Raw genomic sequence first — 22928 nt, forward strand, 5'->3', positions numbered from 1 at the left:
AAAGCCGGGATGGTCAGTGCTTATCCGCTGGAAGCGGAGCTGGCGCCGCGCGGGCGTGGTGTCCCGCGGCTGCGGCGCCGTCCCATCTGGCGGCAGGCGGGCTGGCTTGCCGATCTTCCCCGCTGGACCGGCACCGTATCTGCCGTGGCCTTCCTGGCTGCCACCATCACGTATGGTGTCATTCTGGGCGGTCATGGGCGCATGGTGGCGCAGTCTCTCATCAGCGCGGCCGGTCTGGGTGTCGAGGCGGTGAAGCTGTCCGGGCAGCGTGAAGTGGCCGAATATCAGATCCTCGATGCTCTCGCGCTGGAAGAGGGTGATTCGCTGGTGCTCTTCGATGCGGATGCCGCGCGCGAGCGCCTGAAGCAGAACCCCTGGGTCAAGTCCGCCTCGGTCATGAAGCTTTACCCGAACACGGTGAAGGTCACGATCGACGAGTGGGTGCCTTACGCCCTGTGGCAGCGCGGCAATACCGTGTCCATCGTGACCGAGCAGGGCGAAGTGATCACCGACGATGTGGATGGGCGCTACGCCAATCTGCTGCTCGTGGTGAACTACGGGGCCCAGACCCGCGCAGGTGAAATCCTCAAGGCGCTTGAGAGTGAGCCGGAGCTGCGCCCGCGTGTGCGCGCCGCTTATCTCATCGGTCAGCGCCGCTGGGATCTCATGCTCGAGAACGGCATCACCATCCGCCTGCCGGAAGAAGATCCGGCCACGGCGCTGGCTGCCCTTGTGAAGATGGACAAGGAAAGCGCCATTCTGGCCCGCGACATTGCCGCCATCGATCTGCGCCTGCCCGACCGTGTGGTGGTGCGTCTGACGGATGAAGCCGCGCAGCGCCGCCGCGACGCGCTGGATGGAAACAAGAAAGTTGCAAGAGGGGGTGCCAACACATGAGCCGCACCGGTTCCACCCTCTACCTGCCGCGCATGCGCCCCCTTCCGGGGCGCCGCGCCGTTGTCATGTCCGTGCTTGATGTTGGCTCCACCAAGATCTGCTGCCTCATCGCCAAGCTGACCCCGCGTGCCGAAGGTTCCGTTCTGGCCGGCCGGTCCCATGCCATCGAGGTTCTGGGCTACGGCTACCAGCGCTCGCGCGGGATCAAGTCCGGCGTGGTCGTAGATATGGACGCAGCCGAGCAGGCGATCCGCCTGGCCGTGGATGCAGCCGAGCGCATGGCCGGCGTGACGGTGGAATCCGTCATTGCCAACGTCAGCTGCGGCCGTCTGCAGAGCGAGATCTTCAGCGCCACCGTGCCGCTGGCCGGTGATGCGGTGAGCGAAGCCGATATCCAGCGCGTTCTGGTGGCCGGGTCCTCGCATACGGTGATGGAAGGCCGGGCGGTCAATCATGCGCTGCCGATCTCCTATTCGCTGGATGGAAACCGTGGCATCCGCGATCCGCGCGGCATGCTGGGCATGAAGCTGGGCGTCGACATGCAGGTCGTCACCACGGAAGTGCCGCCGGTCCGCAATCTCGAGCTTTGCATCAACCGCGGCCACCTGCATGTGGAGACGCTGGTGGCGACGCCTTACGCCAGCGGCCTGTCCACCATCGTGGATGACGAAGCCGAACTGGGCGTTGCCTGCGTCGACATGGGCGGCGGCACCACGACACTGTCCGTTTTCGTCGAGGGGCAGATGGTGCATCTGGATGCCATTGCCGTTGGCGGCCAGCATGTGACGACTGACATTGCGCGGGCCTTTGCCATGCGCCTTTCGGACGCCGAGCGTCTGAAGACCCTTCATGGTTCGGCCCTGCCGACCAGCGTGGATGACCGTGAGATGCTCACGATCCCGCCGGTGGAAGGTGACCTTCCGAACCAGATCCCGCGCTCGGCCCTTATCCGGGTCGTGCGTCCGCGGGTAGAGGAAATCCTGGAGCTGGTCCGTGACCGGCTGACGGCCTCCGGCTTTGCCGGGCGCGTCGGCAAGCAGATCGTCCTCACGGGCGGGGCGAGCCAGCTGACGGGATTGAGTGAAGTTGCGCGCCGGGTGATCGGCCGCAATGTCCGGCTTGGACGGCCACTCGGGGTGGCCGGACTGCCGGATGCAGCCAAGGGGCCGGCATTCGCCGCCTCGGTCGGGTTGCTGATTTATCCGCAGGTCTCCCAGATCGAACAGTTTCAACCGAAACACAGGCGGTCTGGATGGGGCGGCAGCACGGGTTACCTGGCCCGTGTCGGCCAGTGGATCAGGGACAGCTTCTGACGCGGCATCCGCGTCAGGGGAAACTGCCGGAAACGGCGAACTTCAAAGGGAAGAATGCGGAGCCCCCGAGAACCGGGTGCTCCTTTAGGGTCGCGAGGATAGAATGACCATCAACCTGAAGATGCCCGACATTCAGGAGCTGAAGCCGCGGATCACGGTTTTCGGCGTCGGCGGCGCGGGCGGAAACGCCGTCAATAACATGATCACGGCCGGCCTGCAGGGCTGCGACTTTGTCGTAGCCAACACGGATGCGCAGGCTCTTGCCATGAACCACGCAGAACGCCTGATCCAGATGGGCGTGGCTGTCACCGAAGGCCTCGGCGCCGGCTCCCAGCCGGAAGTCGGCAGCGCTGCTGCCGAAGAGGTCATCGACGAAATCAATGACCACCTGTCCGGCTCGCACATGGTGTTCATCACCGCCGGCATGGGCGGTGGCACCGGTACGGGCGCTGCCCCCGTCATTGCCCGGGCGGCTCGCGCCCAGGGTATACTGACGGTAGGTGTGGTGACCAAACCGTTCCAGTTCGAAGGTGCGCGCCGCATGCGCATCGCCGAAGCCGGCATCCAGGAACTGCAGCGCAATGTCGATACTCTGATCGTCATTCCGAACCAGAACCTGTTCCGCATCGCCAATGCCCAGACCACCTTCGCCGACGCTTTCGCGATGGCTGACCAGGTGCTCTATTCGGGCGTGGCCTGCATCACCGACCTGATGGTCAAGGAAGGTCTCATCAACCTCGACTTTGCCGACGTGCGCTCGATCATGCGCGGCATGGGCAAGGCGATGATGGGCACCGGCGAGGCATCGGGCGAGAACCGCGCCCAGCAGGCAGCCGAAGCGGCCATTGCCAACCCGCTGCTCGACGAGACCTCGATGAAGGGCGCAAAGGGCCTGCTCATCTCGATCACGGGCGGTAACGACCTGACCCTGTTCGAAGTCGATGAAGCAGCCACCCGCATCCGCGAGGAAGTGGACGCCGACGCCAACATCATCCTGGGCGCAATCTTCGATGAAAGCATGGACGGCATCATCCGCGTTTCCGTCGTCGCCACCGGCATCGACAAGGAACTGCTGATGGGAAACGGTGAATTCGATGCCATTCCGGCACCGAAGACCGAGCCTGTCGCCCGTCCGGTCATCAACACCGCTCCGCGTCAGCCCGAGCGTCCCGTTGAGCGTCCGGCCGTGACCAGCTTCCAGCAGGATGCAGCTTCCCGCGCTCTGGCCAGCCTTGAGCGTGAACTGGCGATCAACGAGCCGGCTCCGGCCGCTCAGGTGAGCGAGGCTGTGGAAGCCAAATCCTTTCGTCCCGCAGCCGAAGCCGTAATCCCCGCTCCGGTCCAGGCCGAAATGCCGGCAGCTCCGCTGCAGCCGATGGTTCAGCAGCCGGTCCAGGCCGCGGTTCCGTTCGAGACCCCGGCGGCCGAACAGCCGATGGCTGCCCCGCGCATGCCGCGCGTGGAAGACTTCCCGCCGATCGCCCAGCGTGAGCTGATGGCCCGTCAGCCGCAGCGCCCCGAAGCTGTTGCCCCGGCGGCTCACGCTCCCGCGCCGCAGCCGATGGCAGCGCCCGCGCTCGACATGGAAGAGCATGGCGACGACCGCCGTCCGATGGGTCTGCTGCGCCGTCTGGCCAGCGGTCTGTCCCGCCGCGAAGATCATGACGAGCATGCCGCGCATGAGGCTGCTCCCGTCATGACCCCGCGTGCTCCGGCTGCCGCTCCCCAGCCGCAGATGCGTCCGGCTCCGCGCATGCCACAGATGGCTCCCGCCCAGCAGGGCCGCCCGGCCGGTGCTGCCGGTCAGCTCGACATGCAGGGCCGCGCTCCGGCGCGTCCGCAGGTGCACAGCGAGGAAGACCAGCTCGAGATTCCGGCGTTCCTGCGCCGTCAGTCGAACTGAGTCTCCCCTGACCCTTCTTCCCTTGGACGGCCTGACACGGAATGTGTCAGGCCGTTTCCTTGTGTCTGGAGGGTTCCGTAGCGAATTCAATATGTTGATGCCGTAATTCGCGTTACAAACCGTAATAAAGCTTTATTTCGGACTTGGCCTCTCCGGGGCTATTGTGCTGCCAGTTCCAGAAGCGTTAACGCACGGTAGCTAAAGTCATTTCAGTTTTCGGAATGACACTCCGACCGTGGCACCGGCATAGGCAGACCCGAATGACCAACCGTCTTGATTTCCAGACCACTGTGGCGGATCAGGTGACACTGACAGGCATTGGCGTCCATTCGGGCACGCCGGCCTCGGTGACCCTTCTGCCCGCAGATGCTGGAACGGGCATCGTCTTCCACCGCACGGACGTGAGCGACGATCTGCAGACGGACATTCCGGGCCGCTGGGATCATGTGACGGCGACGGCGCTTTGCACCGTGATGGCTGATCCTGCCCGCAACGGCGTGTCCACGGTGGAGCATCTGATGGCAGCCCTGCGCGGCCTCGGCGTTGACAATGTCATCGTCGAAATGGACGGCCCGGAAATGCCGATCATGGACGGCAGCGCGGCCGCCTTTGTGGAAGCCATCGACCAGGTGGGCCTGAAGCGCCTCGACCGTGGCCGCCGCTATCTGCGAATCAAGAAGCCGGTCCGCTTTGAGCAGAATGGCGCCTGGTGCGAGCTTCTGCCCTATTCCGGCACCCGTTTCGAGGTGACCATCGAATTCGAGACGCCGCTGATCGGCCGTCAGACCTTTGCCAGCGACATGACCCCGGATGTGTTCCGCAAGGAAGTGTCGCGGGCCCGCACCTTCGGGCAGGTCAAGGAAGTCGAGAAGCTGTGGGCGATGGGCTTTGCCCGTGGCTCGTCGCTGGAAAATTCCGTCGCCGTGGCCGACGACCGGGTACTCAACCCGGAAGGCACCCGCTGGGCTGACGAATTCGTCCGTCACAAGACGCTGGATGCGGTTGGTGATCTGGCGTTGGCCGGGCTGCCGATTCTCGGCCTCTACCGCTCCTACAAGGCCGGTCACCGCATGAATGTGGCCATTCTGGCTGAACTGTTCAGCAAGACCGGGCAGGATGTGTTCGAAATTGTCGAGGCTCCGGCATGGCGCGAACATGGCAATGTCGAGCGTTCCGGCCTGGCGGCTGCAGCCTTCGGCCCTGAGGTTTCCTGAGTTTTTTGCACAAGTCATTCGAGTGAGGGCGCCCGAGAGGCGCCCGCTCTTTGTCTACGGTCACAAAAAAGCTCAAAAAAGACGACACACGGCGTGACGAATGCCGTCCGGTTCCGCTAAAAGCCTTAGCGTGGAACGTGTTTGGTAACCGGACTGTGGCCCCTGGGCAGGGGGCTCATGCATAACTCGGGCAAGGAGTGGTGAGGCGTGCTGCGAAACATGGCAACAGAGGCTGGCAAGCGTTCCGGCAGAAAGACTGCCCTTCTTGGCTCGATCATGCTGGTATGTGCACTGACCCTGTCGGCTTGCGCATCCAAGGACGATGACGACCTGGCGCTGGACGATACCCCGGCCGAAGTGCTGTTCAACGAGGGCCTGGCGCTGCGCAATGCAGGCCGCCTGAGCGATGCCGGCAAGAAGTTCTCCGAGGTCGACAAGACCTACCCCTATTCCGAGTACGCCCGGAAGTCGCTGATCAACCTTGCCTACATCAATTTCTCGCTGGGCCGCTACGCCGAGACGATCAATGCAGCCGACCGCTTCATCACGCTCTATCCGGGCAGTGAAGATGCGGCCTATGCGCTGTATCTGAAAGGCCAGTCCTATCAGCGCCAGATCCCGGACATCACCCGCGACCAGAAGATCACCGAGCAGGCGGCTCAGACCTTCAGCGAACTGATCCAGCGCTATCCCAACAGCGAATACACGCCGGACGCCAAGGCCAAGCTGCTGATGGCGGAAGATCAGCTGGCGGGCAAGGAAATGCAGGTTGGCCGCTACTATCTGGAGCGGCGCAACTACATCGCGGCGATCAACCGCTTCAAGACGGTTGTGATCAATTATCAGACCACCCGCCACGTCGAGGAAGCCCTCTTCCGTCTGACCGAAGGCTATTACGCGCTGGGCGTGGTGAACGAGGCGCAGACCGCTGCGGCTATCCTCGGTCACAATTATCCTGACAGCCAGTGGTACAAGGACGCTTTCTCGCTGTTGCAGAAGGGCGGATATGAGCCCTCCGAGAACAAGTCGAGCTGGATCAGCCGCGCCTTCCAGGGGGTGAGTGTGTTCTGATCCGGATTCCGGGTCATCAGGGCGGGGCAATTTCACATGCTGGCGACGCTGTCCATTCGCGATATCGTCCTCATCGACCGGCTCGACATCGAGTTTTCCGGCGGCATGACTGTGCTGACCGGTGAAACCGGTGCGGGCAAGTCCATCCTTCTTGACGCGCTGACCCTTGCCCTTGGCGGGCGGGGCGATGCCGGGCTTGTGCGCCACGGCGAGGCGCAGGGGCAGGTGGTCGCCGTCTTCGATGTTGCGGGCGCCCATCCCGTTCGCGCTTTGCTGCGCGAAAACGACGTGCCCGACGATGGCGATGTCATCCTGCGCCGCATCCAGACGGCCGATGGCCGCAGCCGGGCCTTCATCAACGACCAGCCCGTCAGCGTCGGTTTGCTCCGGCAGGCGGGGCAGATGCTGGTCGAGGTGCATGGCCAGCATGACGAGCGGGCGCTCGTAGATCCTGAAAGCCACCGCCTGTTGCTGGACGCCTTTGGCGTGCTGCAGGGCGAGTTGACGGCGGTTGAAGCTGCCTATTCCGCTTATCGCAAGGCGGAGAAGGCGCTGCGCGATCACAAGTCCCGCATTGAGGCTGCCCGCCGCGAAGCCGATTTCCTGCGCTCCGCCGTGGATGAGTTGAAGACCCTCGACCCGAAGCAGGGCGAGGAAGAGGCGCTGGCGCTGCGCCGGGCCGAGATGATGCAGGTGGAAAAGATCGCCACCGATCTCAACGAGGCTTATGAAACGCTGAACGGCGGCGCGTCGCCGATCCCGGAATTGTCCAGTCTGCTGCGCCGTCTGGAGCGCAAGGCCGATCAGGCGCCGAAGCTGCTCTCCGGCCCGGTGGCGGCGCTGGCAACAGCGCTCGACAACCTCGAGGAAGCCCGTTCGGGTCTCGAAGCTGCCATCCGCGAGACGGATTTTGATCCGCGTGAACTGGAATCTGCCGAGGAGCGGCTGTTTGCCCTGCGCGCTGCGGCCCGCAAGTTCTCCGTTCAGGTGGATGAACTGCCGGCCCTGCGCCAGAAAATGGCGGCAGACCTCAATGATCTGGATGCAGGCGAGGAAAAGCTGGACGCGCTGGCGGCGGCCGCTGAAACGGCGCGCAAGGCCTTTGATGGCCTTGCTGCAAGCCTTTCCGCCCGCCGTGCCACGGCCGCCCGTGCGCTGGAGGCGGCTGTTGCCGCCGAGCTTCCGGCCCTGAAGCTGGAGCGGGCGCGCTTCATCGTCGAGATGACCAGTGACCCGGAGAACCGGTCGGCAAGCGGTGTCGATACGGTGGAATTCTGGGTCCAGACCAACCCCGGCACGCGCCCCGGCCCGATGATGAAGGTTGCCTCAGGCGGCGAACTGTCCCGCTTTCTGCTGGCGCTCAAGGTGTCCCTGGCGGACAGCGGTTCCGTTCCGGCGCTGGTGTTCGACGAGATTGACACGGGCGTGGGCGGTGCCGTGGCCGAGGCCATCGGTCTGCGCCTGGCGCGGCTTGCCCGCTCCGTGCAGGTGCTGACGGTGACGCATGCGCCGCAAGTGGCGGCCCGCGCCAATGGTCATTTCCTGATTTCGAAGGAAGCGGTTGCCGAGGACCGGGTGGCCACCCGCATCACCCCGATTGATGATGCGCACCGGCGCGAGGAAATCGCCCGGATGCTGGCTGGCAGCGTCATCACCGATGAAGCCCGTGCGGCGGCTGAAAAGCTCATGGCCCACGCTCCGGGCTGAGTTGGGGGGCTTGCGTGGAGCGTGGGCCATGACGGTCAGGTGCGGGGGGATTTCACCTGACTTGGAGTGTCTTGTCTCTGCCTTGTACGGGGATTACTCCCGCGTCGTCGGCGTTGTCATCGGGCCTTCCTGAGGCTTGGGCAGCTCGATCTTGCCATCACCCACATTCGGGATATTCAGCTCGATCACGGCCTTGTCCTGCTTGGCGAAACCGCCTTCCGCCGCATAAAGCGCGACGCCGACCAGAGCCACGGCGAGGGCGCCTGCCACAAACCAACCTGCATTGCTACCGGGACGAAGCTTTGCTGAATTGTTGTCTGCGGGCATCTTGGCCTCTCCTTCTTCTGGCTTTAATACCAAGGCGCTGGGATGCTGACGCATCCGGCCTTCAGACCACTCAGACCCCCGTGGGGCTTGGCTGGTCTGTTCGGGAGAAGAACTCGGCAGCCCTGCTTCCGGTTCCGTCCCGGCTCTGATTTTTTTGCGGTCCTGCGGCTGAGGCGGGACCGCTGCATTGCGGATGACAGCCATGACCGGGACTGACAGCTCCAACGCCAACACCGCCGTCGAGGCTCTGACGCTCGAGCAGGCCGCAGCCGAATTGCAGCGGCTTGCCGGTGAGATCGCCTTCCACGATGCGCGCTATCACGGCGAGGATGCGCCGGTCATTTCCGATGCGGATTATGATGCCCTGCGCCAGCGCAACGCCGCCATCGAGGCCCGCTTTCCCGAGCTGATGCGCTCGGACAGCCCGTCCGAACGGGTGGGGGCTGCGCCTGCCGATGGCTTCGGCAAGGTCACCCATGCGGTGCCGATGCTTTCCCTCGACAATGCCTTTGCCGATGAGGATGTGCGCGATTTCGTCGGCCGCGTCCGCCGCTTCCTGAAGTTCGATCCGCTGATGGGCGAGCTTACTGTCACGGCCGAACCGAAGATTGACGGGCTGTCCCTGTCGCTGCGCTACGAGAAGGGCGTCCTCGTCAGCGCCGCCACCCGTGGTGATGGCTCGGTGGGTGAGAACGTGACCGCCAATGCCCGCACCATCGCCGATATCCCGCATGAACTGCCTGCCGGTGTGCCGGAGGTGGTGGAGGTGCGCGGCGAAGTCTACATGTCCCATGCCGACTTTGCGGCGCTGAATGCGCGCATGGCCGGCAACGGCGGCAAGGTCTTCGCCAATCCGCGCAATGCGGCGGCCGGCTCGCTGCGCCAGCTCAACCCGGAGATCACCGCCTCGCGCCCCTTGCGCTTCTTTGCCTATGCCTGGGGGCAGATGAGCGAGGTGCCCTGTGACACTCAGTTTGACATGGTGCGCCGTTTCGGCGACTGGGGCTTTGCCATCAACCCGCGCATGGTCCGCTGCTCCAGCGTCGAGGAGCTTCTGGCCGTCTATCACGGCATTGAGGAAGACCGCGCCAGCCTTGGCTATGACATTGACGGGGTCGTCTACAAGGTGGACCGGCTGGACCTGCAGCAGCGGCTCGGCTTCGTCTCCCGCTCGCCCCGCTGGGCGATTGCGCATAAGTTCCCGGCGGAGAAGGCCTATACGATCCTGCGCGATATCGAGATTCAGGTCGGCCGCACCGGCGCCCTGACGCCGGTTGCCAAGCTTGAGCCGGTGACTGTGGGCGGTGTCGTTGTCTCCAACGCAACGCTGCACAACGAGGATTACATCAAGGGCATCGGCACCGATGGCGAGCCGATCCGGGGCGGGGTGGACCTGCGCATCGGTGACACGGTGCAGATCCAGCGCGCAGGCGACGTGATCCCGCAGGTGATTGCGGTGGATCTGGAACGCCGCCCGGCAGATGCCATGCCCTTTGTCTTCCCCGATGTGTGCCCGGCCTGCGGCAGCCATGCGGTGCGGGAGATCAATGCGAAGACCGGCCGCCCGGATGCTGTGCGCCGCTGCACTGGTGGCCTCGTCTGCCCGGCGCAGGCTTCCGAAAAGCTGAAGCACTTCGTCTCGCGCAACGCCTTCGACATCGAGGGCCTTGGCGACAAGCAGGTCGACGCCTTCTTTGCCGAGGGGCTGGTGCGCAGTCCGGCGGAGATCTTCACGCTGGAAGCGCGTGACAAGCTGGCGCTGACCAAGCTGCGCAACCGTGAAGGCTGGGGTGCCGTTTCTGCGAAGAATCTGTTCGAGGCCATCAACGCCCGCCGCCGCATTGATCTCAACCGCTTCATCTTTGCCCTCGGCATCCGCCACGTGGGGGAGGGCAACGCCAAGCTTCTCGCCCGCGCCTATGGCTCCTTCTCAGCCTTCTCCGCAGCCATGGAAGCCGCGCAAGACCGCAGCAGCGAGGCCTGGGCAGAGCTCAATGCCATCGACGGCATCGGCGAAACCGTGGCCGAGGCGGTGGTGCAGTTCTTCGGGGAAGACCATAACCGGGAGGCCCTTGCCGCGCTTCTGGCCGAAGTGACACCGCAGGACGCCGAGAAGATCAGCGCCGAAGGCTCGCCGGTTGCAGGCAAGACCGTCGTCTTCACCGGCTCCTTGGAGCGCATGACCCGCGACGAGGCAAAAGCCATGGCCGAACGGCTGGGCGCCAAGGTGGCCGGCTCTGTCTCGAAAAAGACCGATCTCGTGGTGGCTGGCCCCGGCGCCGGCTCCAAGCTCAAGACGGCCCAGGATCTGGGCATCGAGGTGATCACGGAAGACGGCTGGTTCGATCTGGTTGGCGGGTGAGTGAGATCATCGAAGGCCCAAGCTTCGCGCCAGCGGCATTTACTCCACGTGCCATCCAGTTCTGTTCTCTGGGGCGGAGCTGCGTCGGCCCTTCTGTGTCAAATTTTGCTCGAAAGTGATGGACCTGCGGCTTAGCTGGTTGGCCTGCTATTTCTTCAGCTTCCACCCGGCCGTTCCAGTGCTACCCGGCCACTCGACAGGCCAAGCATGTCGATAGGCCTCAATCCTGTGGCCTGCCGGATGGTCAGAGACCGGTTGGGCGATGCAGGCGCTAGTGCGGTACTGTTTTCGAAGCCTTGCTGCACGGCCTTGTTCTTGATGCCGCGTGCCCATAACTCTGCGAAGGCGCGGCTGGCAAGGTCTGGCTGGTCAAAGGTGAGAGCATTTGTGGCCAGCGTGTCGAGGGCACGGGTTTGCCAGTTTGGATTATGCGCCACTGCCGCTGACAGTGTCGCGGCCCGTAAAGCCGCCGAAGCGGTGCTGTCGAACTCGTTCAGTTGCAGTTGTTGCGCCATGCGCGCTTGACCAGCCAACGCCAGTGAATAGTCGTGGAGACTGACTGCAAAGCTGTCGGAACCATATCCAGTCAGCCGACGTGAATCTAGTTGGGCAATTGCCAGGTTTGGCGTTCCGGCGGGTACATTGAGGCTAGACATAGTGTCTTCCAGCAGCGTTAAGTACTCAACCGGTGTGCCCGCTCCGTCGGAGGCCAGCCAGCCGGTGGTTGAATCTGTGGATGCTTTGGCACGGCCGATCGATGCGAAAAGCGCCTTCTGTCCGGTTGGCCTGCTGGCGATCGCAGCCACCTGGGCGCTAGCGGCTTCAGCGGCTACGGTAAAATAGGCTGATGCTTCGGCTATCTCTCCACTCTGCTCCAGGATCTGTGCCTGACGTAGTGCTTGTTGCACAGTCATCGCCGGGGACAGGTTGGTGTATTTGATGCGGACGCGATGATTCAGTAGCGGCAATGCGTGCTGGGTGATCATTCTTTCGCTGACTGCATAGTAGAGCGGACAGTCAATTAGTTCCGCCGGGATCTCCAGCAGCCTGCCCGTGCGATCCAGTTCAGCGATGAAGTTTACCAGAGCTATGTTAGTGATGCGATTGGAGCGTGGGCGTGCGTCGAGCATTAGGGTCAGGCTGCTGCGGCGCTGCTCCAAGCTTTGCTCGGCGAAGGCGGTCGTATCGAGCCTGTCATCGCCGGGGGGCGGCTGCAGGGCGAACAGATGCTCGAGATAGAGCTGCAGAGGATGGAACAGCGCGAAGTTGTGTCCTTGCGCTCCCATGACAATGCCGTAGACGATACCTTTGTCATCAAAGACCGGAGCTCCACTATCGCCTTCGCGCACTTCACCAGCGAGCCGGTACAAGGGAGCTGGCGAATGGGGATCGAAATTTTGTGGCACAGCAGAAGCTCGTGGTGTCAAGTCCTGCGAATTCGACAGGCCATAGCCGTAGAATCTGAAACCAGTGCTGCGGCCCGGCCGCTCGAATGCCAGTTCGAACGGCGTGATGCTAGTAACTGGTGTCGGATCGATGAGTTGCAGAACTGCAAAGTCCTCATGCAAGGGGTGAAGTTGACCCTGCGGTGCTTCTGTCATGACTTTGGCAAGGACACGGAGCGGCAGCGGGTCTCTGGCCAGCATAGGATTGCGCCCGGCAAGCGGGGCACGGCCGTTGGCTGACATCTCTCCGGCTTCAATCACCTCGACTACATGGGCGGCAGTGAGGTAAATTCCACGTTTATTGTCGATTAGGAAGGCTGTGCCATGGCCTGTGCCATTACTGGTGCCGTTCTCCACTCTCAGCAAGGCATGGGCAAGATCCCGCCATTCACTTTGGCCCAGTTGCGGATGGCCGAAGTCTAATCCTAGTTCTGTGCCACAGGCTGGCTGGGCCTTCACTGCTACAGGTTGGCAGAAAAATGCGAGTGTCAGGAAGAAGGCTGCGGCTAGAGCGAACCGGTGCCGCAGGTCAGTCTTTGCACAATGGTCGCAGTTCGGCTTCAAACTGGTGGTAACATTCATGGTTGCCCTCCATGCGTGCTGCGGTTGTTGCCCGTTACCGTCAGTGCAGGCCTGTCGATGCGGTTCCTTTGCTCAGCAGCGATCAACGCAGAAGACCAGATCGATCTCCTGAATGTTACTGGAGGCAACTTTGCCCGCCAGATCGACAGTAACGGGTAAGAACACTAGGCCACCGCTTGCGCCAGCCTCTGCCTTGACGACGAATTTTACCTTGGTTTGCAGTTCTTTCAGGTGCAGGGGCGGCGTGGCGTTGCGCGCACCAAGGCTTGCGGTGTAGCCGGCGAGAATTGCCTCAGCGAGGCCGTCAGAGGTTGAGGACACCTTCGTGGTGTCGCCATCGCCGGGTGGTGCAAGCACCAGCTTCAGGGTCTGTACAGCCTCGCTGGCAACAGAACTGCCGAAAGATACGACGACGAGCTTGATCTTGCCACTTGCTTCACTTTGCAGGCTGGTTTGCAACTGCAAGGTTGCTTGTTTCAGCTTCAGTGTGCCGTCGGTGTCACGCTTCACCCGGATCAGTGTATCGCGAGTATCGGCTAGCAGTCGATTTAGGACGACGCCAGTCTGTTCCTGCGCATGCAGAACACCTGTTGGCACTGTTGCGAGAGCCATAGCAAGACAAATGGCCATCCGAAAGGCTCTGAATTTTTGCATGGGCTTCCTCCATGCCGGTAGAGTGCCAATCTTCCGTAAAGTTATCAGAATTTAATTGTGATACATAATTTTTGCAACCTTTTGATTGCTAGGTGACCAAATCTCTGATGCAGCAGGCTTTTATGACTTTTGAGGAACAGAACGTTCCTCTGCCGCCTTGATTCCGGCTACGCAAGACTGCAGCGTCTCGATAAGATTCGTTGCAATCCAAGCGTGAGACGGCCCAGCATTTCGGCGGCCTTGGAAGGGCGACAGGTTTGAGCGGGCCTCTGATGAGGCACCCTTTCCCCCATTATATTCCCCTCAAAGCCTCGCTCTTGCCGTGATTGTTGCTATATTGTTCTCCATGAAATGCACCCGAACCCTGGCTGGATGAATGACTGTGCCTCCCGGTTTTTCCGACGACTGGAGCGATATTGACGCTGAGTATGATGCCGGGTTTGGGCCGGGATCTGCGCCTGTTGCGGCCCACAGGCCGCAGGGCGGCGGCATTGCGGCGCGGGCTCTGGCGGCGCGGCAGGGGGCTGGCCAGCAGGGCGGGGCGCCGGAGTATTTCGAAGGCCTCAACCCGGAACAGCGGCTGGCGGTGGAAAGCGCCGACGGGCCGGTTCTGGTGCTGGCAGGAGCTGGCACCGGCAAGACCCGGGTTCTGACAACCCGTATCGCGCATATTCTGGCGAGCGGCCGGGCCTATCCCTCGCAGATCCTTGCGGTGACCTTCACCAACAAGGCGGCGCGCGAGATGAAGGAGCGCATCGCCCGTTACGTGGGCGAAGGCGTGGAGGGCATGGCGTGGCTCGGCACGTTCCACTCCATCTGCGTGAAGATCCTGCGCCGCCACGCGGAGCTGGTGGGCCTCAAGAGCAGCTTCACCATCCTCGACACCGACGATCAGCTGCGCCTGATGAAACAGGTGATCCAGGCCGAGGGGCTGGATGAAAAGCGCTGGACGGCGCGCATGTTTGCCGCACAGGTGGACAGCTGGAAGAACCGTGGCCTGACGCCGAAGGACATTCCGGAAGGCGAGGCACGCTCCTTCGGCAATGGCAAGGGGCGCAAGCTTTACGAGGAGTATCAGGACCGGCTGTCCGTGCTCAATGCGGCGGACTTCGGCGATCTGCTGCTCCACTGCATCACCCTGTTCAAGACCCAGCCGGATGTGCTGAAGGATTTTCAGCGCCGCTTCCGCTACATGCTGGTGGATGAGTATCAGGACACCAACGTCGCCCAGTATCTGTGGCTGCGGCTGCTGGCGCAGGGCAATGCCAATATCTGCTGCGTGGGTGACGACGACCAGTCGATCTATGGCTGGCGCGGGGCGGAGGTGGACAACATCCTGCGCTTCGAGCACGATTTTCCCGGCGCGCTCGTCATCCGGCTGGAGCGGAACTACCGCTCCACGGCGCATATTCTCGGTGCGGCCTCGCATCTGATCGCCCACAACGAGGGACGGCTTGGCAAGACGCTCTTCACCGACGACAAGGACCCGGAAGCCGAAGCCGTAACGGTCGCTTCCGCCTGGGATTCGGAGGAAGAAGCCCGCTCCATCGGCGATGAAATCGAGGCGCTGCAGGGCAAGGGGCATTCGCTCAACCAGATCGCCATTCTGGTGCGCGCGTCCTTCCAGATGCGCGAATTTGAAGACCGTTTCATCACGCTGGGGCTGAACTACCGGGTCATCGGCGGCCCGCGCTTCTATGAGCGGCTCGAAATCCGTGATGCCATGGCCTACTTCCGTTGCGTCGTGCAGCCGGCCGATGATCTGGCATTCGAGCGCATCGTCAATACGCCGAAGCGCGGCCTTGGCGAGGCGACGCTGAAGATCGTGCATGAACTGGCCCGGGCGCAGCGCATTCCGCTGATCGAAGCGGCAACGCAGCTGTGCCGTACCGAGGAAATCAAGCCCAAGGCACGCAAGGCGCTCACGGATCTGCTGGCGGATCTCGACCGCTGGCGGGCGCAGCTCACCCGCGTCAAGCATTCGGAACTGGCGGAAATCATTCTGGACGAGAGCGGCTACACGGCCATGTGGCGGCAGGACAAGTCCGCCGAGGCGCCGGGCCGGCTCGACAACCTCAAGGAACTCACCCGTTCCATGGAAGAGTTCGAATCCCTGCCGGGGTTCCTCGAGCATATCGCCCTCGTCATGGACCGGGATTCGGCCGAGGCGGCCGATGCCGTCTCCATCATGACGCTGCATTCGGCCAAGGGGCTGGAGTTCGACACGGTGTTCCTGCCGGGCTGGGAAGAGGGCCTCTTTCCGCATCAGCGGGCGCTGGACGACGGCGGCCGGGCCGGGCTGGAAGAGGAGCGGCGGCTTGCCTATGTGGGAATCACCCGGGCACGGCAGCGGGCGAAGATCTGGTTTGCCTCCAACCGACGCATTCATGGCTCCTGGCAGTCGAGCATTCCCTCGCGGTTTCTCGATGAGCTGCCGGAGGATCATGTGGAGGTGGTCGAAAGCTCCAGCCGCTATGGCGGCTACAGCGGCGGCGGCTATGGCGGCGGCAACAGCTACGGCGTGTCACGCTTCGACAGCCGCGATGCCTTCCAGAACACCTATTCGACGCCGGGCTGGCAGCGGGCGCAGAAGGCGCGGGCGGGCGGCGAGGATTACGGGCGGCGTGGCGACATGCGCTCTGCCCGCAGCCGGGCGCAAGGGCCGCTGACCATCGAGGGCGAACTGGTGGCCCGCTCCGTGGCGGACAAGCCCTCGGAGTTCGAGATTGGCGAACGGGTGTTCCACATCAAGTTCGGCTATGGCGCGATCCGGGCCATCGAGGGCAACAAGCTGACCATCGACTTCGAGAAGGCCGGCGAGAAGCGGGTGATCGACAGTTTCGTCGAGCGGCATTGACGCCAAGTTTTTCGATGCCGACGAATCGCGCCTTGTCGTGGATCAGGCGCCGTACGCCGGATCAGCAGAAAAAAGGCCAGCGCCCTGTCATGCGCTGGCCTAACCCTGCCCCTGTTATTGACGCCGCATGCTGAGTTTCAGGCGGTATAGTCGACGATAAGGGATGTGGAAGACGCTACCGTGTTTGTTCCGGACGCTGAATAGCCGGTCTTTGTCTGAAGTTCTTCCAGCAGTTTCGCCAGAATGTCCTCAGTGGTGTCATCATCTTCGGTCATGGGCGGCATGCCGCCGCTGCCGCCCGGAGGCGGGGGAGGGGCCATTTCACCGCTTTCGAACAGGGACGCCAGTTCGTCCGCCTGGTCCTGTGTCAGCGTGCCGGCTTCCACCTGTTCAGACAGCAGGCTCTCAAGCTTTGCCTGCATCTCTTCCTGGCTGGGCGGAGCTGATGGCGCGGAGCCGCCAGGCCCCATTTCGCTGTCAATTGCTTCCAACGCGGAAAGCATTGCGTCCATGTCGCTGGACGTGATTTCTCCGGAACTTACCTGCTCCGTCAGCTTGGACTGAAAATACTGCTGGGGAGACTGAATGCCCGATGCACCAATGGACATCATGATTGCAGCCTTTCCTTTTGCTTGCAATATAATGAACAGTGAATGGCAAAGGTTAATGCGAAATTAATGAATTATTTCTCGTTCTTTTCTTTATTTTTCTAAAGAAACTACTGAAATCAAGAGAAATAACCGACGAAAAATAATTGAAATGCGGCGCAGTTGAGTCATATTGCGGCTCATGAAACAGACTGAACATATCCTCGTTGTCGAGGACGACCCCGAAATCGGCGAACTGATTGACCAGCATCTGACGAGTCAGGGCTGGAAGGTGAGCCTCGCGCGCCATGCGGGCGAGATGGAGCGTGTGCTGCACAGCGCGCGGATCGATCTCGTCGTGCTGGACCTCATGCTGCCCGGCGAGGATGGCCTGAGCATCTGCCGCCGCCTGAGAGGCACCAGCAGTATTCCGATCATCATCGTTTCGGCCAAGGCCGATGACTTTGACCGTGTGATCGGTCTGGAGGTTGGGGCGGATGATTATCTGCCCAAACCGTTCAATCCGCGTGAACTGATCGCCCGCATCCGGGCCATGTTCCGGCGTGTCGAAATGGGGGCGGCGACGCCGGCTGTCTCCGGCAAGAAGCTGGGCTTTGATGGCTGGGTGCTTGACTGCGAGACGCGCCATCTGTTCAACCCCAAGGGCGCGCTGGTCAGCCTGACGCCGGCCGAGTTTGATCTGTTACAGGTGCTGTGCGAACGCCATGGCCGTGTCCTGAGCCGCGAACAGCTGGTGGAACTGACGCAGGGCATCAACGTCAGTATGACGGGCCGCAACATTGACATTCTGGTGAGCCGCCTGCGCAGCAAGATGGATGCGGCCGGCGCGCGGATGCAGTTCATCAGGACTGTCCGTGCCGGTGGCTACGAGTTCGTTGGAGAGGTGAAGCCAGCTTGATACGGGCCCTGGCATGGTTATGGCCGAAGCGCATTGCCCCGCAGATGCTGCTGGTGATGATCTCATCTCTTGCGGTTCTTGTCATATTTGCAGTCGCTGCGATCACTCTGATCCGGCCTCAGGGGCCGAATGCGAAATTGTCGCTGCATGCCATGCGCGCTGCGGCGGCGGCCGTCCGTCTTGATGAGGCTGATCCGGCTGTCCGGCAAGCTATTCTGGAGGACGTCAGGGCTGACTATCCGGAGCTGAAGCTGACGATCTCTGCTTCGGCAGAGGTCGATCAGATGACGGAGCGGCTGCCGCCTTTCTGGCCGCTCGCACCCGGAGCTGTGACAAAGGGAGTCGAATTTCTCGGTGTCCTGCTGCATGGGGACGGGGCGGACGGATCCGGCGGGAGACCGGATGATCAGGCCAATGACAGCCGGGTTCCGCAACTGGTTTTCCGCTTGTCCGACGGCACGCTGGTGGAAAGTGACATGCTGCCGAGGGACAGGCCACCGATCCTGGGTGATCCTCTTTTCCAGTTGCTCATCTTCCTGATCATCAGTGTTTCCATGCTGCTGATCTGGGCCCTGCGCACTCTGGTGCGGCCCTTGTCCGACCTGTCAAAGGCGGTGACCAGCTTTGGCGAGAATACCACAATCCTGGCGCCGCTCGCCGCGCGCGGGCCGCAGGAAGTGCGGGATGCGGCACTTGCCTTCAACCGGATGCAGCAGCGGATCCACGACCTGATCGAGCGCCGCACCCAGATGCTGGCCGCAATCAGCCATGACCTGCGCACGCCTTTGACCCGTCTGCGCCTGCGGCTCGAACTGATCGAAAATGAAGACCAGCGCCGCCGCAGCCTTGCTGATCTCAAGGTGATGGAAGCCCAGATCGATGGCGCGCTGACGTTTCTGCGGCAGGGCCGCACCGGCGAAGCCTCCGTCTGCATTGATGTTCCCAGCTTGCTGCAAGGCATTCGGGATGAATATGAGGATGCAGGCCATGTGATCGGGCTTGAGGCAGAGGGTGACATCAAGGTTCTGGCCCGGCCCAGCGAGCTTGTCAGGGCTGTCGAAAACCTGGCCGGCAACGCCTTGCGCTATGCGGCTGACGGACAGGGCGAAGTGACGGTGATGCTCACTTCCAGGGATGGCAGCGCCGTCATCGACGTCATCGATCATGGACCAGGCATTTCCTCTTCCGAGAAGGAGCGCATGCTCCTGCCCTTCGTGAGAGGGGACAGTGCCCGGTCCATCGGTTCTGAGGCGGGGACCGGATTTGGCCTCGGGTTGTCGACCACGCTCTCCATCGTGGAAGCCCATGGCGGGCAGCTTGAGCTGCTTGATACGCCCGGTGGGGGGCTCACGGCCCGCATAACGCTGCCGCTCGCTCCAGCAGCGCCCGAATAGGCTGGCTGTTTGGGGCCGCTGGCGTTATATCGGCCACGTCATTGCCAAGCTGCCGAGGATTTCATGCAGACTGTGAGAGTGCGGATCTGTGCCGCCGAACTGGAAGCCAAGCGTATCTACGGGATCGTGGAACAGGCCTATGAGGACGATGGCAATCCGGTCACGGTCTATGAATTCGTGCCGGACGGCTCGGTCTGGGCGGTCGAAATCCTCATGTTCGGCATGGAGCCGGACGAGGCTGCCGATGAGCTGAAGGACAGGGTCGGGGCGGATGCTTTTGCTGCGCCTGTGGAAGCTGAAATTCTTGAAGACCTGAACTGGGTGGAGAAGAGCCTTGAAGGGCTGGCTCCCGTGCCGGCCGGGCGTTTTCTCATCCACGGCAGCCATGACCGGGGCACGGTTCCTGCGGGCAGCATCGGCATCGAGATTGAAGCCGCGCTCGCCTTCGGCACCGGGCACCACGCCACCACGGAAGGCTGCCTGCGGGAAATCAGCCGGCTGCTCAGCCACTGGCGGTTCGACAAGATTCTTGATATCGGCACCGGCACCGGCGTTCTGGCCATTGCGGCGGCCAAGCTGTCCCGCCAGCAGGTGATTGCCAGCGACATTGATCCGGTGGCAACGCAGACGGCAGCTGAAAATGCTGTGCTGAACGGTGTGGGCAATTTCGTGCGCACCTTTACGGCGGCTGGCGTGGAAGACCGGCGCTTTGCCGAGTACGGTCCGTTTGATCTGGTGATTGCCAATATTCTGGCCCGCCCGCTGATGCAGATGGCCAAAAGCATTTCCGCCCGCATGACCGGCGATGCCATGCTGGTGCTTTCGGGCCTGCGAATCGAGGACGGCCCGCGCATCCTCTTCGCCTATGGCACGCAGGGCTTCCGCCTTGTGCGGCGCTTCGAAAAGAACGGCTGGATCACGCTTACCCTGACGCGCGGGCGCGGCTGAGGGCAGATCGGATGAGGATGAGGTGGGCCCTGTGCCCGCCTTTTGCATGGGTTGGTGTCAGAGCGAGGCGCTCCCAGGGCGGTCACCCCGGGCGGAGCGAAGCGCAGACCCGGGGGCTACTCGCTTCCAGAACGGTAAGACTTGGCTACGGTGGCGCATCAGGTTTCGGACAGGAACTTGCCGCGAAGCTTCAGGACATCTGCAACTCTCTGCAAGCGAGTGGTCCCCGGGTCCTCACTGTGTTCGGCCCGGGGTGACCGCGTCAGAGAACGGCAAGGCCATGCGGCCATCCACTGCTGACCGTCTTGACGTATGGCGTTCAACCCGCTGCCCGCCTGATTCCGTCACGCGCCATAAACCATTGCCCAGAAACGGAAAAAGGCTCCCGAAGGAGCCTTGTCATCCCGCAGTCCGGGCGGCGGATCACTCCGCCGCGGCTGCGATATGGTTTCCGTCTCAGATCGCGCTGGTGAGCGAGCCCTGGCGGCGCAGTTCTTCGCGATCGTAGCCGTAAGCTGCCAGCGTGGCATCGTCCAGCGACAGCAGGTAGCCGTTGACATAACGCAGGGCCTGCTTTTCACGCGCGGCGATCATGTGATCGAAAGCGCGGCGGATGATGCTGCGGGACGAACGGCGATCAGCGGCGATCATCGTGGAGGTAACAGTCGAAAGTGCCATTTGGATTTCTCCATAAATTCGGTGTGGCTAGGTTCCTCCCTCGTCACGGGTTGAATATGGCCTCATCCGGCCATTCCGAAAAGACATGGAACCGCATGACTGCCTTGCGTTTATTGCATGTGCGAAAAGACTATGCCGCAGTGCGAAAGGAAACGGCTTTTTAACCTTGCTGCATGTGGACGGGCGCTGCCTTTGAGATTGTCTGGCCGGGGCGGCGGGTTTAGGCTCCGCTCCATGTTCCAGACTTTTGACACCCCCACCGATCCTTCCGTTGGCCGTCCGCGGCTTCAGGCCCTTCAGGCAGAGCTTGCCCGCCGTGGCCTCGACGGTTTCCTCATCCCCCGCGCCGACGCGCATCAGGGCGAATATGTGCCGCCCTGCGATTGCCGCCTGCAATGGCTGACCGGCTTCGGCGGCTCGGCGGGCGTGGCCGCCGTGCTGGGCGGCAAGGCGGCGATCTTTGTGGACGGCCGCTACACGCTGCAGGTGCGCGAACAGGTGGATTGCGAGGTTTTCACCCCGCTGCATCTCATCAACGAGCCGCCGCTGAAGTGGATCGAGGCGAATCTTTCCAAGGGCATGAAGCTGGGCTTTGACCCGATGCTGCATACGCTCAACGCAACCCGCCGCCTGCGCGAAGTCTGCGCCAAGGCGGGGGCAGAACTGGTGGCTGTCGAGACAAACCCGGTTGATGCGGTCTGGGAAGACCGTCCCGAGGCGCCGCTGGGTGCGGTCTCGCTCTATCCGCTGGAACTGGCAGGAGAGGCCGTTGCGGACAAAGCCGCACGCATCATGGCCTCCGTCGTGGAGCGCGGCGCCGATGCGGTGGTGATCACCCAGCCCGATTCGATTGCCTGGCTCTTCAACATCCGCGGGTCTGATGTGTCCCACACGCCGCTGCCGCTGTCCTTTGCCGTGCTCAAGGCGGCGCAGCCATCCGTGCTGTTCATCGACGGGCGCAAGCTCTCCAACGAGGTCCGCAGCGAGCTTTCGGCCTATGCCGATATTGCCGAGCCGCATCAGTTCCTGCCCGCGCTGGAAAGCCTCGGCAAGGAGGGGCTGACGGTGATGGTGGACCCGGACCTTGCCGGTGAAGCCATCGCCACGAAGATCACGGAGGCCGGCGGCAAGCTGGTGGAGGCGGCTGACCCTGTGCTGCTGCCCAAGGCCATCAAGAATGCGGCGGAGATTGCAGGGGCCAAAGCGGCGCATCTGCGCGATGCGGCGGCCTATTGCCGGTTCCTGTGCTGGCTGGACGAAGAAGCGCCCAAGGGCACGCTGGATGAGATTGGCGCGGCGGAAAAGCTGGAAGCCTTCCGTGCTGCGACGGGCGTGCTGAAGGACATCTCTTTCGACACCATCTCCGGCGCCGGGCCGAACGGGGCGATCTGCCATTACCGGGTGAACCGGGAGAGCAATCTGCCGGTCCCGCTGAACCGCCCGTTCCTGATCGATTCCGGCGCCCAGTATGAGGACGGCACCACCGATATCACCCGCACCATCGCGGTGGGGGAGATGACGGCGGAGATGAAGCGCCACTTCACGCTGGTGCTGAAGGGCCATATCGCCATCGCCACGGCCCGCTTCCCGGAGGGCACAACGGGGGCACAGCTTGACACGCTGGCGCGCATCGCCCTGTGGCAGGCGGGCCTTGATTATGACCACGGCACCGGCCACGGGGTTGGGGCGTATCTGTCCGTCCACGAAGGGCCGCAACGCATTGCCAAGACGGGCAGCCAGCCGCTGAAGCCGGGCATGATCCTCTCCAACGAGCCGGGCTATTATCCGGCCGGGGAATATGGCATCCGCATCGAGAATCTGGAACTGGTGACGGAAGCGCGGGACATTCCCGGTGGCGAGCGGCCCATGCTGGGCTTCGAGCCGCTGACGCTGGCGCCCATCGACCGGCGGCTGGTGGATGTGGACCTGCTGACGGTGGCCGAGCGCAACTGGCTCAACGCCTACCACGCCCGCGTCCGCCACGAAGTCGGCCCGCACCTCGACGGGAAGACCCGCATCTGGCTGGAACAGGCAACGGAGCCGGTTTGATCCGGCTGTGGGGCTTTTACG

The 22928-nt window shown here is 62.7% G+C and carries 17 protein-coding genes; 12 read left to right on the forward strand and 5 right to left on the reverse strand.

The window, feature by feature from the left end; translation table 11 throughout:
- Positions 1-9: 9 nt before the first annotated feature.
- The 6 genes from AC0CMF_RS11965 (at position 10) to recN (ending at position 8105) form a co-directional block, all read left to right on the forward strand.
- Positions 10-897 carry a cell division protein FtsQ/DivIB gene (locus AC0CMF_RS11965; protein WP_174235472.1) on the forward strand — a complete coding sequence of 296 codons (888 nt, stop codon included), beginning with the start codon at positions 10-12 and terminating at the stop codon, positions 895-897.
- On the forward strand, positions 894-2210 hold the full coding sequence (gene ftsA / locus AC0CMF_RS11970; protein ID WP_050474239.1) for a cell division protein FtsA: 1317 nt from the start codon (positions 894-896) through the stop codon (positions 2208-2210). Before AC0CMF_RS11965 ends, ftsA begins: the two co-directional genes overlap by 4 nt.
- A 103-nt stretch (positions 2211-2313) precedes the next feature.
- The gene (ftsZ, locus tag AC0CMF_RS11975) at positions 2314-4113 is read left to right on the forward strand and encodes a cell division protein FtsZ (RefSeq protein ID WP_472481722.1); all 1800 of its coding nucleotides are present in this window, start codon (positions 2314-2316) and stop codon (positions 4111-4113) included.
- A 260-nt stretch (positions 4114-4373) separates the two neighbouring features.
- The gene (lpxC, locus tag AC0CMF_RS11980) at positions 4374-5327 is read left to right on the forward strand and encodes a UDP-3-O-acyl-N-acetylglucosamine deacetylase (protein ID WP_050474237.1); all 954 of its coding nucleotides are present in this window, start codon (positions 4374-4376) and stop codon (positions 5325-5327) included.
- Between the two features lie 219 nt (positions 5328-5546).
- Positions 5547-6398, forward strand: coding sequence for an outer membrane protein assembly factor BamD (locus AC0CMF_RS11985; RefSeq protein ID WP_094463249.1), 852 nt, complete (start codon positions 5547-5549; stop codon positions 6396-6398).
- A gap of 36 nt (positions 6399-6434) precedes the next feature.
- Positions 6435-8105, forward strand: coding sequence for a DNA repair protein RecN (gene recN, locus AC0CMF_RS11990; protein WP_374629695.1), 1671 nt, complete (start codon positions 6435-6437; stop codon positions 8103-8105).
- A 93-nt stretch (positions 8106-8198) separates the two neighbouring features.
- Here the strand turns inward: recN and AC0CMF_RS11995 are convergent, their stop codons facing one another.
- Entirely contained in the window at positions 8199-8432 is a 234-nt protein-coding gene (locus AC0CMF_RS11995; RefSeq protein ID WP_050474234.1) for a hypothetical protein, read from the reverse strand.
- Between the two features lie 202 nt (positions 8433-8634).
- Between AC0CMF_RS11995 and ligA the strand changes: the two genes are divergently transcribed.
- Entirely contained in the window at positions 8635-10794 is a 2160-nt protein-coding gene (gene ligA / locus AC0CMF_RS12000) for an NAD-dependent DNA ligase LigA (RefSeq protein WP_374629694.1), read from the forward strand.
- 155 nt (positions 10795-10949) lie between these two features.
- Here ligA and AC0CMF_RS12005 read toward each other — a convergent pair whose 3' ends face one another.
- Both AC0CMF_RS12005 and AC0CMF_RS12010 read right to left on the reverse strand, forming a co-directional pair.
- The gene (locus AC0CMF_RS12005) at positions 10950-12821 is read right to left on the reverse strand and encodes a S1 family peptidase (RefSeq protein WP_122520474.1); all 1872 of its coding nucleotides are present in this window, start codon (positions 12819-12821) and stop codon (positions 10950-10952) included.
- Between the two features lie 72 nt (positions 12822-12893).
- The gene (locus AC0CMF_RS12010) at positions 12894-13475 is read right to left on the reverse strand and encodes a trypco2 family protein (RefSeq protein WP_058899353.1); all 582 of its coding nucleotides are present in this window, start codon (positions 13473-13475) and stop codon (positions 12894-12896) included.
- Between the two features lie 376 nt (positions 13476-13851).
- On the opposite strand from AC0CMF_RS12010, the gene AC0CMF_RS12015 reads away from it, so the two are divergent.
- The gene (locus tag AC0CMF_RS12015; RefSeq protein ID WP_374629692.1) at positions 13852-16332 is read left to right on the forward strand and encodes an ATP-dependent helicase; all 2481 of its coding nucleotides are present in this window, start codon (positions 13852-13854) and stop codon (positions 16330-16332) included.
- Between the two features lie 137 nt (positions 16333-16469).
- Here the strand turns inward: AC0CMF_RS12015 and AC0CMF_RS12020 are convergent, their stop codons facing one another.
- The gene (locus tag AC0CMF_RS12020) at positions 16470-16943 is read right to left on the reverse strand and encodes a hypothetical protein (RefSeq protein WP_472481725.1); all 474 of its coding nucleotides are present in this window, start codon (positions 16941-16943) and stop codon (positions 16470-16472) included.
- Positions 16944-17121: 178 nt separating this feature from the next.
- Here AC0CMF_RS12020 and AC0CMF_RS12025 point away from each other — a divergent pair, with 178 nt between their 5' ends.
- The 3 genes from AC0CMF_RS12025 to AC0CMF_RS12035 all read left to right on the forward strand — a co-directional run bounded on the left by AC0CMF_RS12025 (position 17122) and on the right by AC0CMF_RS12035 (position 20180).
- Positions 17122-17838, forward strand: a complete 717-nt coding sequence (locus tag AC0CMF_RS12025; RefSeq protein WP_374629047.1) for a response regulator — start codon at positions 17122-17124, stop codon at positions 17836-17838.
- Complete coding sequence (locus AC0CMF_RS12030; protein ID WP_374629046.1) at positions 17835-19232, forward strand: ATP-binding protein; 1398 nt, start codon at positions 17835-17837, stop codon at positions 19230-19232. Before AC0CMF_RS12025 ends, AC0CMF_RS12030 begins: the two co-directional genes overlap by 4 nt.
- A gap of 63 nt (positions 19233-19295) precedes the next feature.
- Positions 19296-20180, forward strand: coding sequence for a 50S ribosomal protein L11 methyltransferase (locus AC0CMF_RS12035; RefSeq protein ID WP_374629045.1), 885 nt, complete (start codon positions 19296-19298; stop codon positions 20178-20180).
- Positions 20181-20636: 456 nt separating this feature from the next.
- Here AC0CMF_RS12035 and AC0CMF_RS12040 read toward each other — a convergent pair whose 3' ends face one another.
- Positions 20637-20858: a hypothetical protein gene (locus AC0CMF_RS12040; protein WP_244269971.1), complete on the reverse strand. Its 222-nt coding sequence runs from the start codon at positions 20856-20858 to the stop codon at positions 20637-20639.
- A 234-nt stretch (positions 20859-21092) separates the two neighbouring features.
- Between AC0CMF_RS12040 and AC0CMF_RS12045 the strand changes: the two genes are divergently transcribed.
- Positions 21093-22907 carry an aminopeptidase P family protein gene (locus AC0CMF_RS12045; RefSeq protein WP_374629043.1) on the forward strand — a complete coding sequence of 605 codons (1815 nt, stop codon included), beginning with the start codon at positions 21093-21095 and terminating at the stop codon, positions 22905-22907.
- Positions 22908-22928 lie beyond the last annotated feature (21 nt).

The sequence above is a fragment of the Pannonibacter sp. CBAS1226 genome (assembly GCF_055685825.1).

Bases quoted from the DNA above. Each gene is read 5' to 3' on its own strand.
- AC0CMF_RS11965 (WP_174235472.1), top strand. From the start codon at position 10: ATGGTCAGTGCTTATCCGCTGGAAGCGGAGCTGGCGCCGCGCGGGCGT.
- ftsA (WP_050474239.1), top strand. From the start codon at position 894: ATGAGCCGCACCGGTTCCACCCTCTACCTGCCGCGCATGCGCCCCCTT.
- ftsZ (WP_472481722.1), top strand. From the start codon at position 2,314: ATGACCATCAACCTGAAGATGCCCGACATTCAGGAGCTGAAGCCGCGG.
- lpxC (WP_050474237.1), top strand. From the start codon at position 4,374: ATGACCAACCGTCTTGATTTCCAGACCACTGTGGCGGATCAGGTGACA.
- AC0CMF_RS11985 (WP_094463249.1), top strand. From the start codon at position 5,547: ATGGCAACAGAGGCTGGCAAGCGTTCCGGCAGAAAGACTGCCCTTCTT.
- recN (WP_374629695.1), top strand. From the start codon at position 6,435: ATGCTGGCGACGCTGTCCATTCGCGATATCGTCCTCATCGACCGGCTC.
- AC0CMF_RS11995 (WP_050474234.1), bottom strand. From the start codon at position 8,432: ATGCCCGCAGACAACAATTCAGCAAAGCTTCGTCCCGGTAGCAATGCA.
- ligA (WP_374629694.1), top strand. From the start codon at position 8,635: ATGACCGGGACTGACAGCTCCAACGCCAACACCGCCGTCGAGGCTCTG.
- AC0CMF_RS12005 (WP_122520474.1), bottom strand. From the start codon at position 12,821: ATGAATGTTACCACCAGTTTGAAGCCGAACTGCGACCATTGTGCAAAG.
- AC0CMF_RS12010 (WP_058899353.1), bottom strand. From the start codon at position 13,475: ATGCAAAAATTCAGAGCCTTTCGGATGGCCATTTGTCTTGCTATGGCT.
- AC0CMF_RS12015 (WP_374629692.1), top strand. From the start codon at position 13,852: ATGACTGTGCCTCCCGGTTTTTCCGACGACTGGAGCGATATTGACGCT.
- AC0CMF_RS12020 (WP_472481725.1), bottom strand. From the start codon at position 16,943: ATGATGTCCATTGGTGCATCGGGCATTCAGTCTCCCCAGCAGTATTTT.
- AC0CMF_RS12025 (WP_374629047.1), top strand. From the start codon at position 17,122: ATGAAACAGACTGAACATATCCTCGTTGTCGAGGACGACCCCGAAATC.
- AC0CMF_RS12035 (WP_374629045.1), top strand. From the start codon at position 19,296: ATGCAGACTGTGAGAGTGCGGATCTGTGCCGCCGAACTGGAAGCCAAG.
- AC0CMF_RS12040 (WP_244269971.1), bottom strand. From the start codon at position 20,858: ATGGCACTTTCGACTGTTACCTCCACGATGATCGCCGCTGATCGCCGT.
- AC0CMF_RS12045 (WP_374629043.1), top strand. From the start codon at position 21,093: ATGTTCCAGACTTTTGACACCCCCACCGATCCTTCCGTTGGCCGTCCG.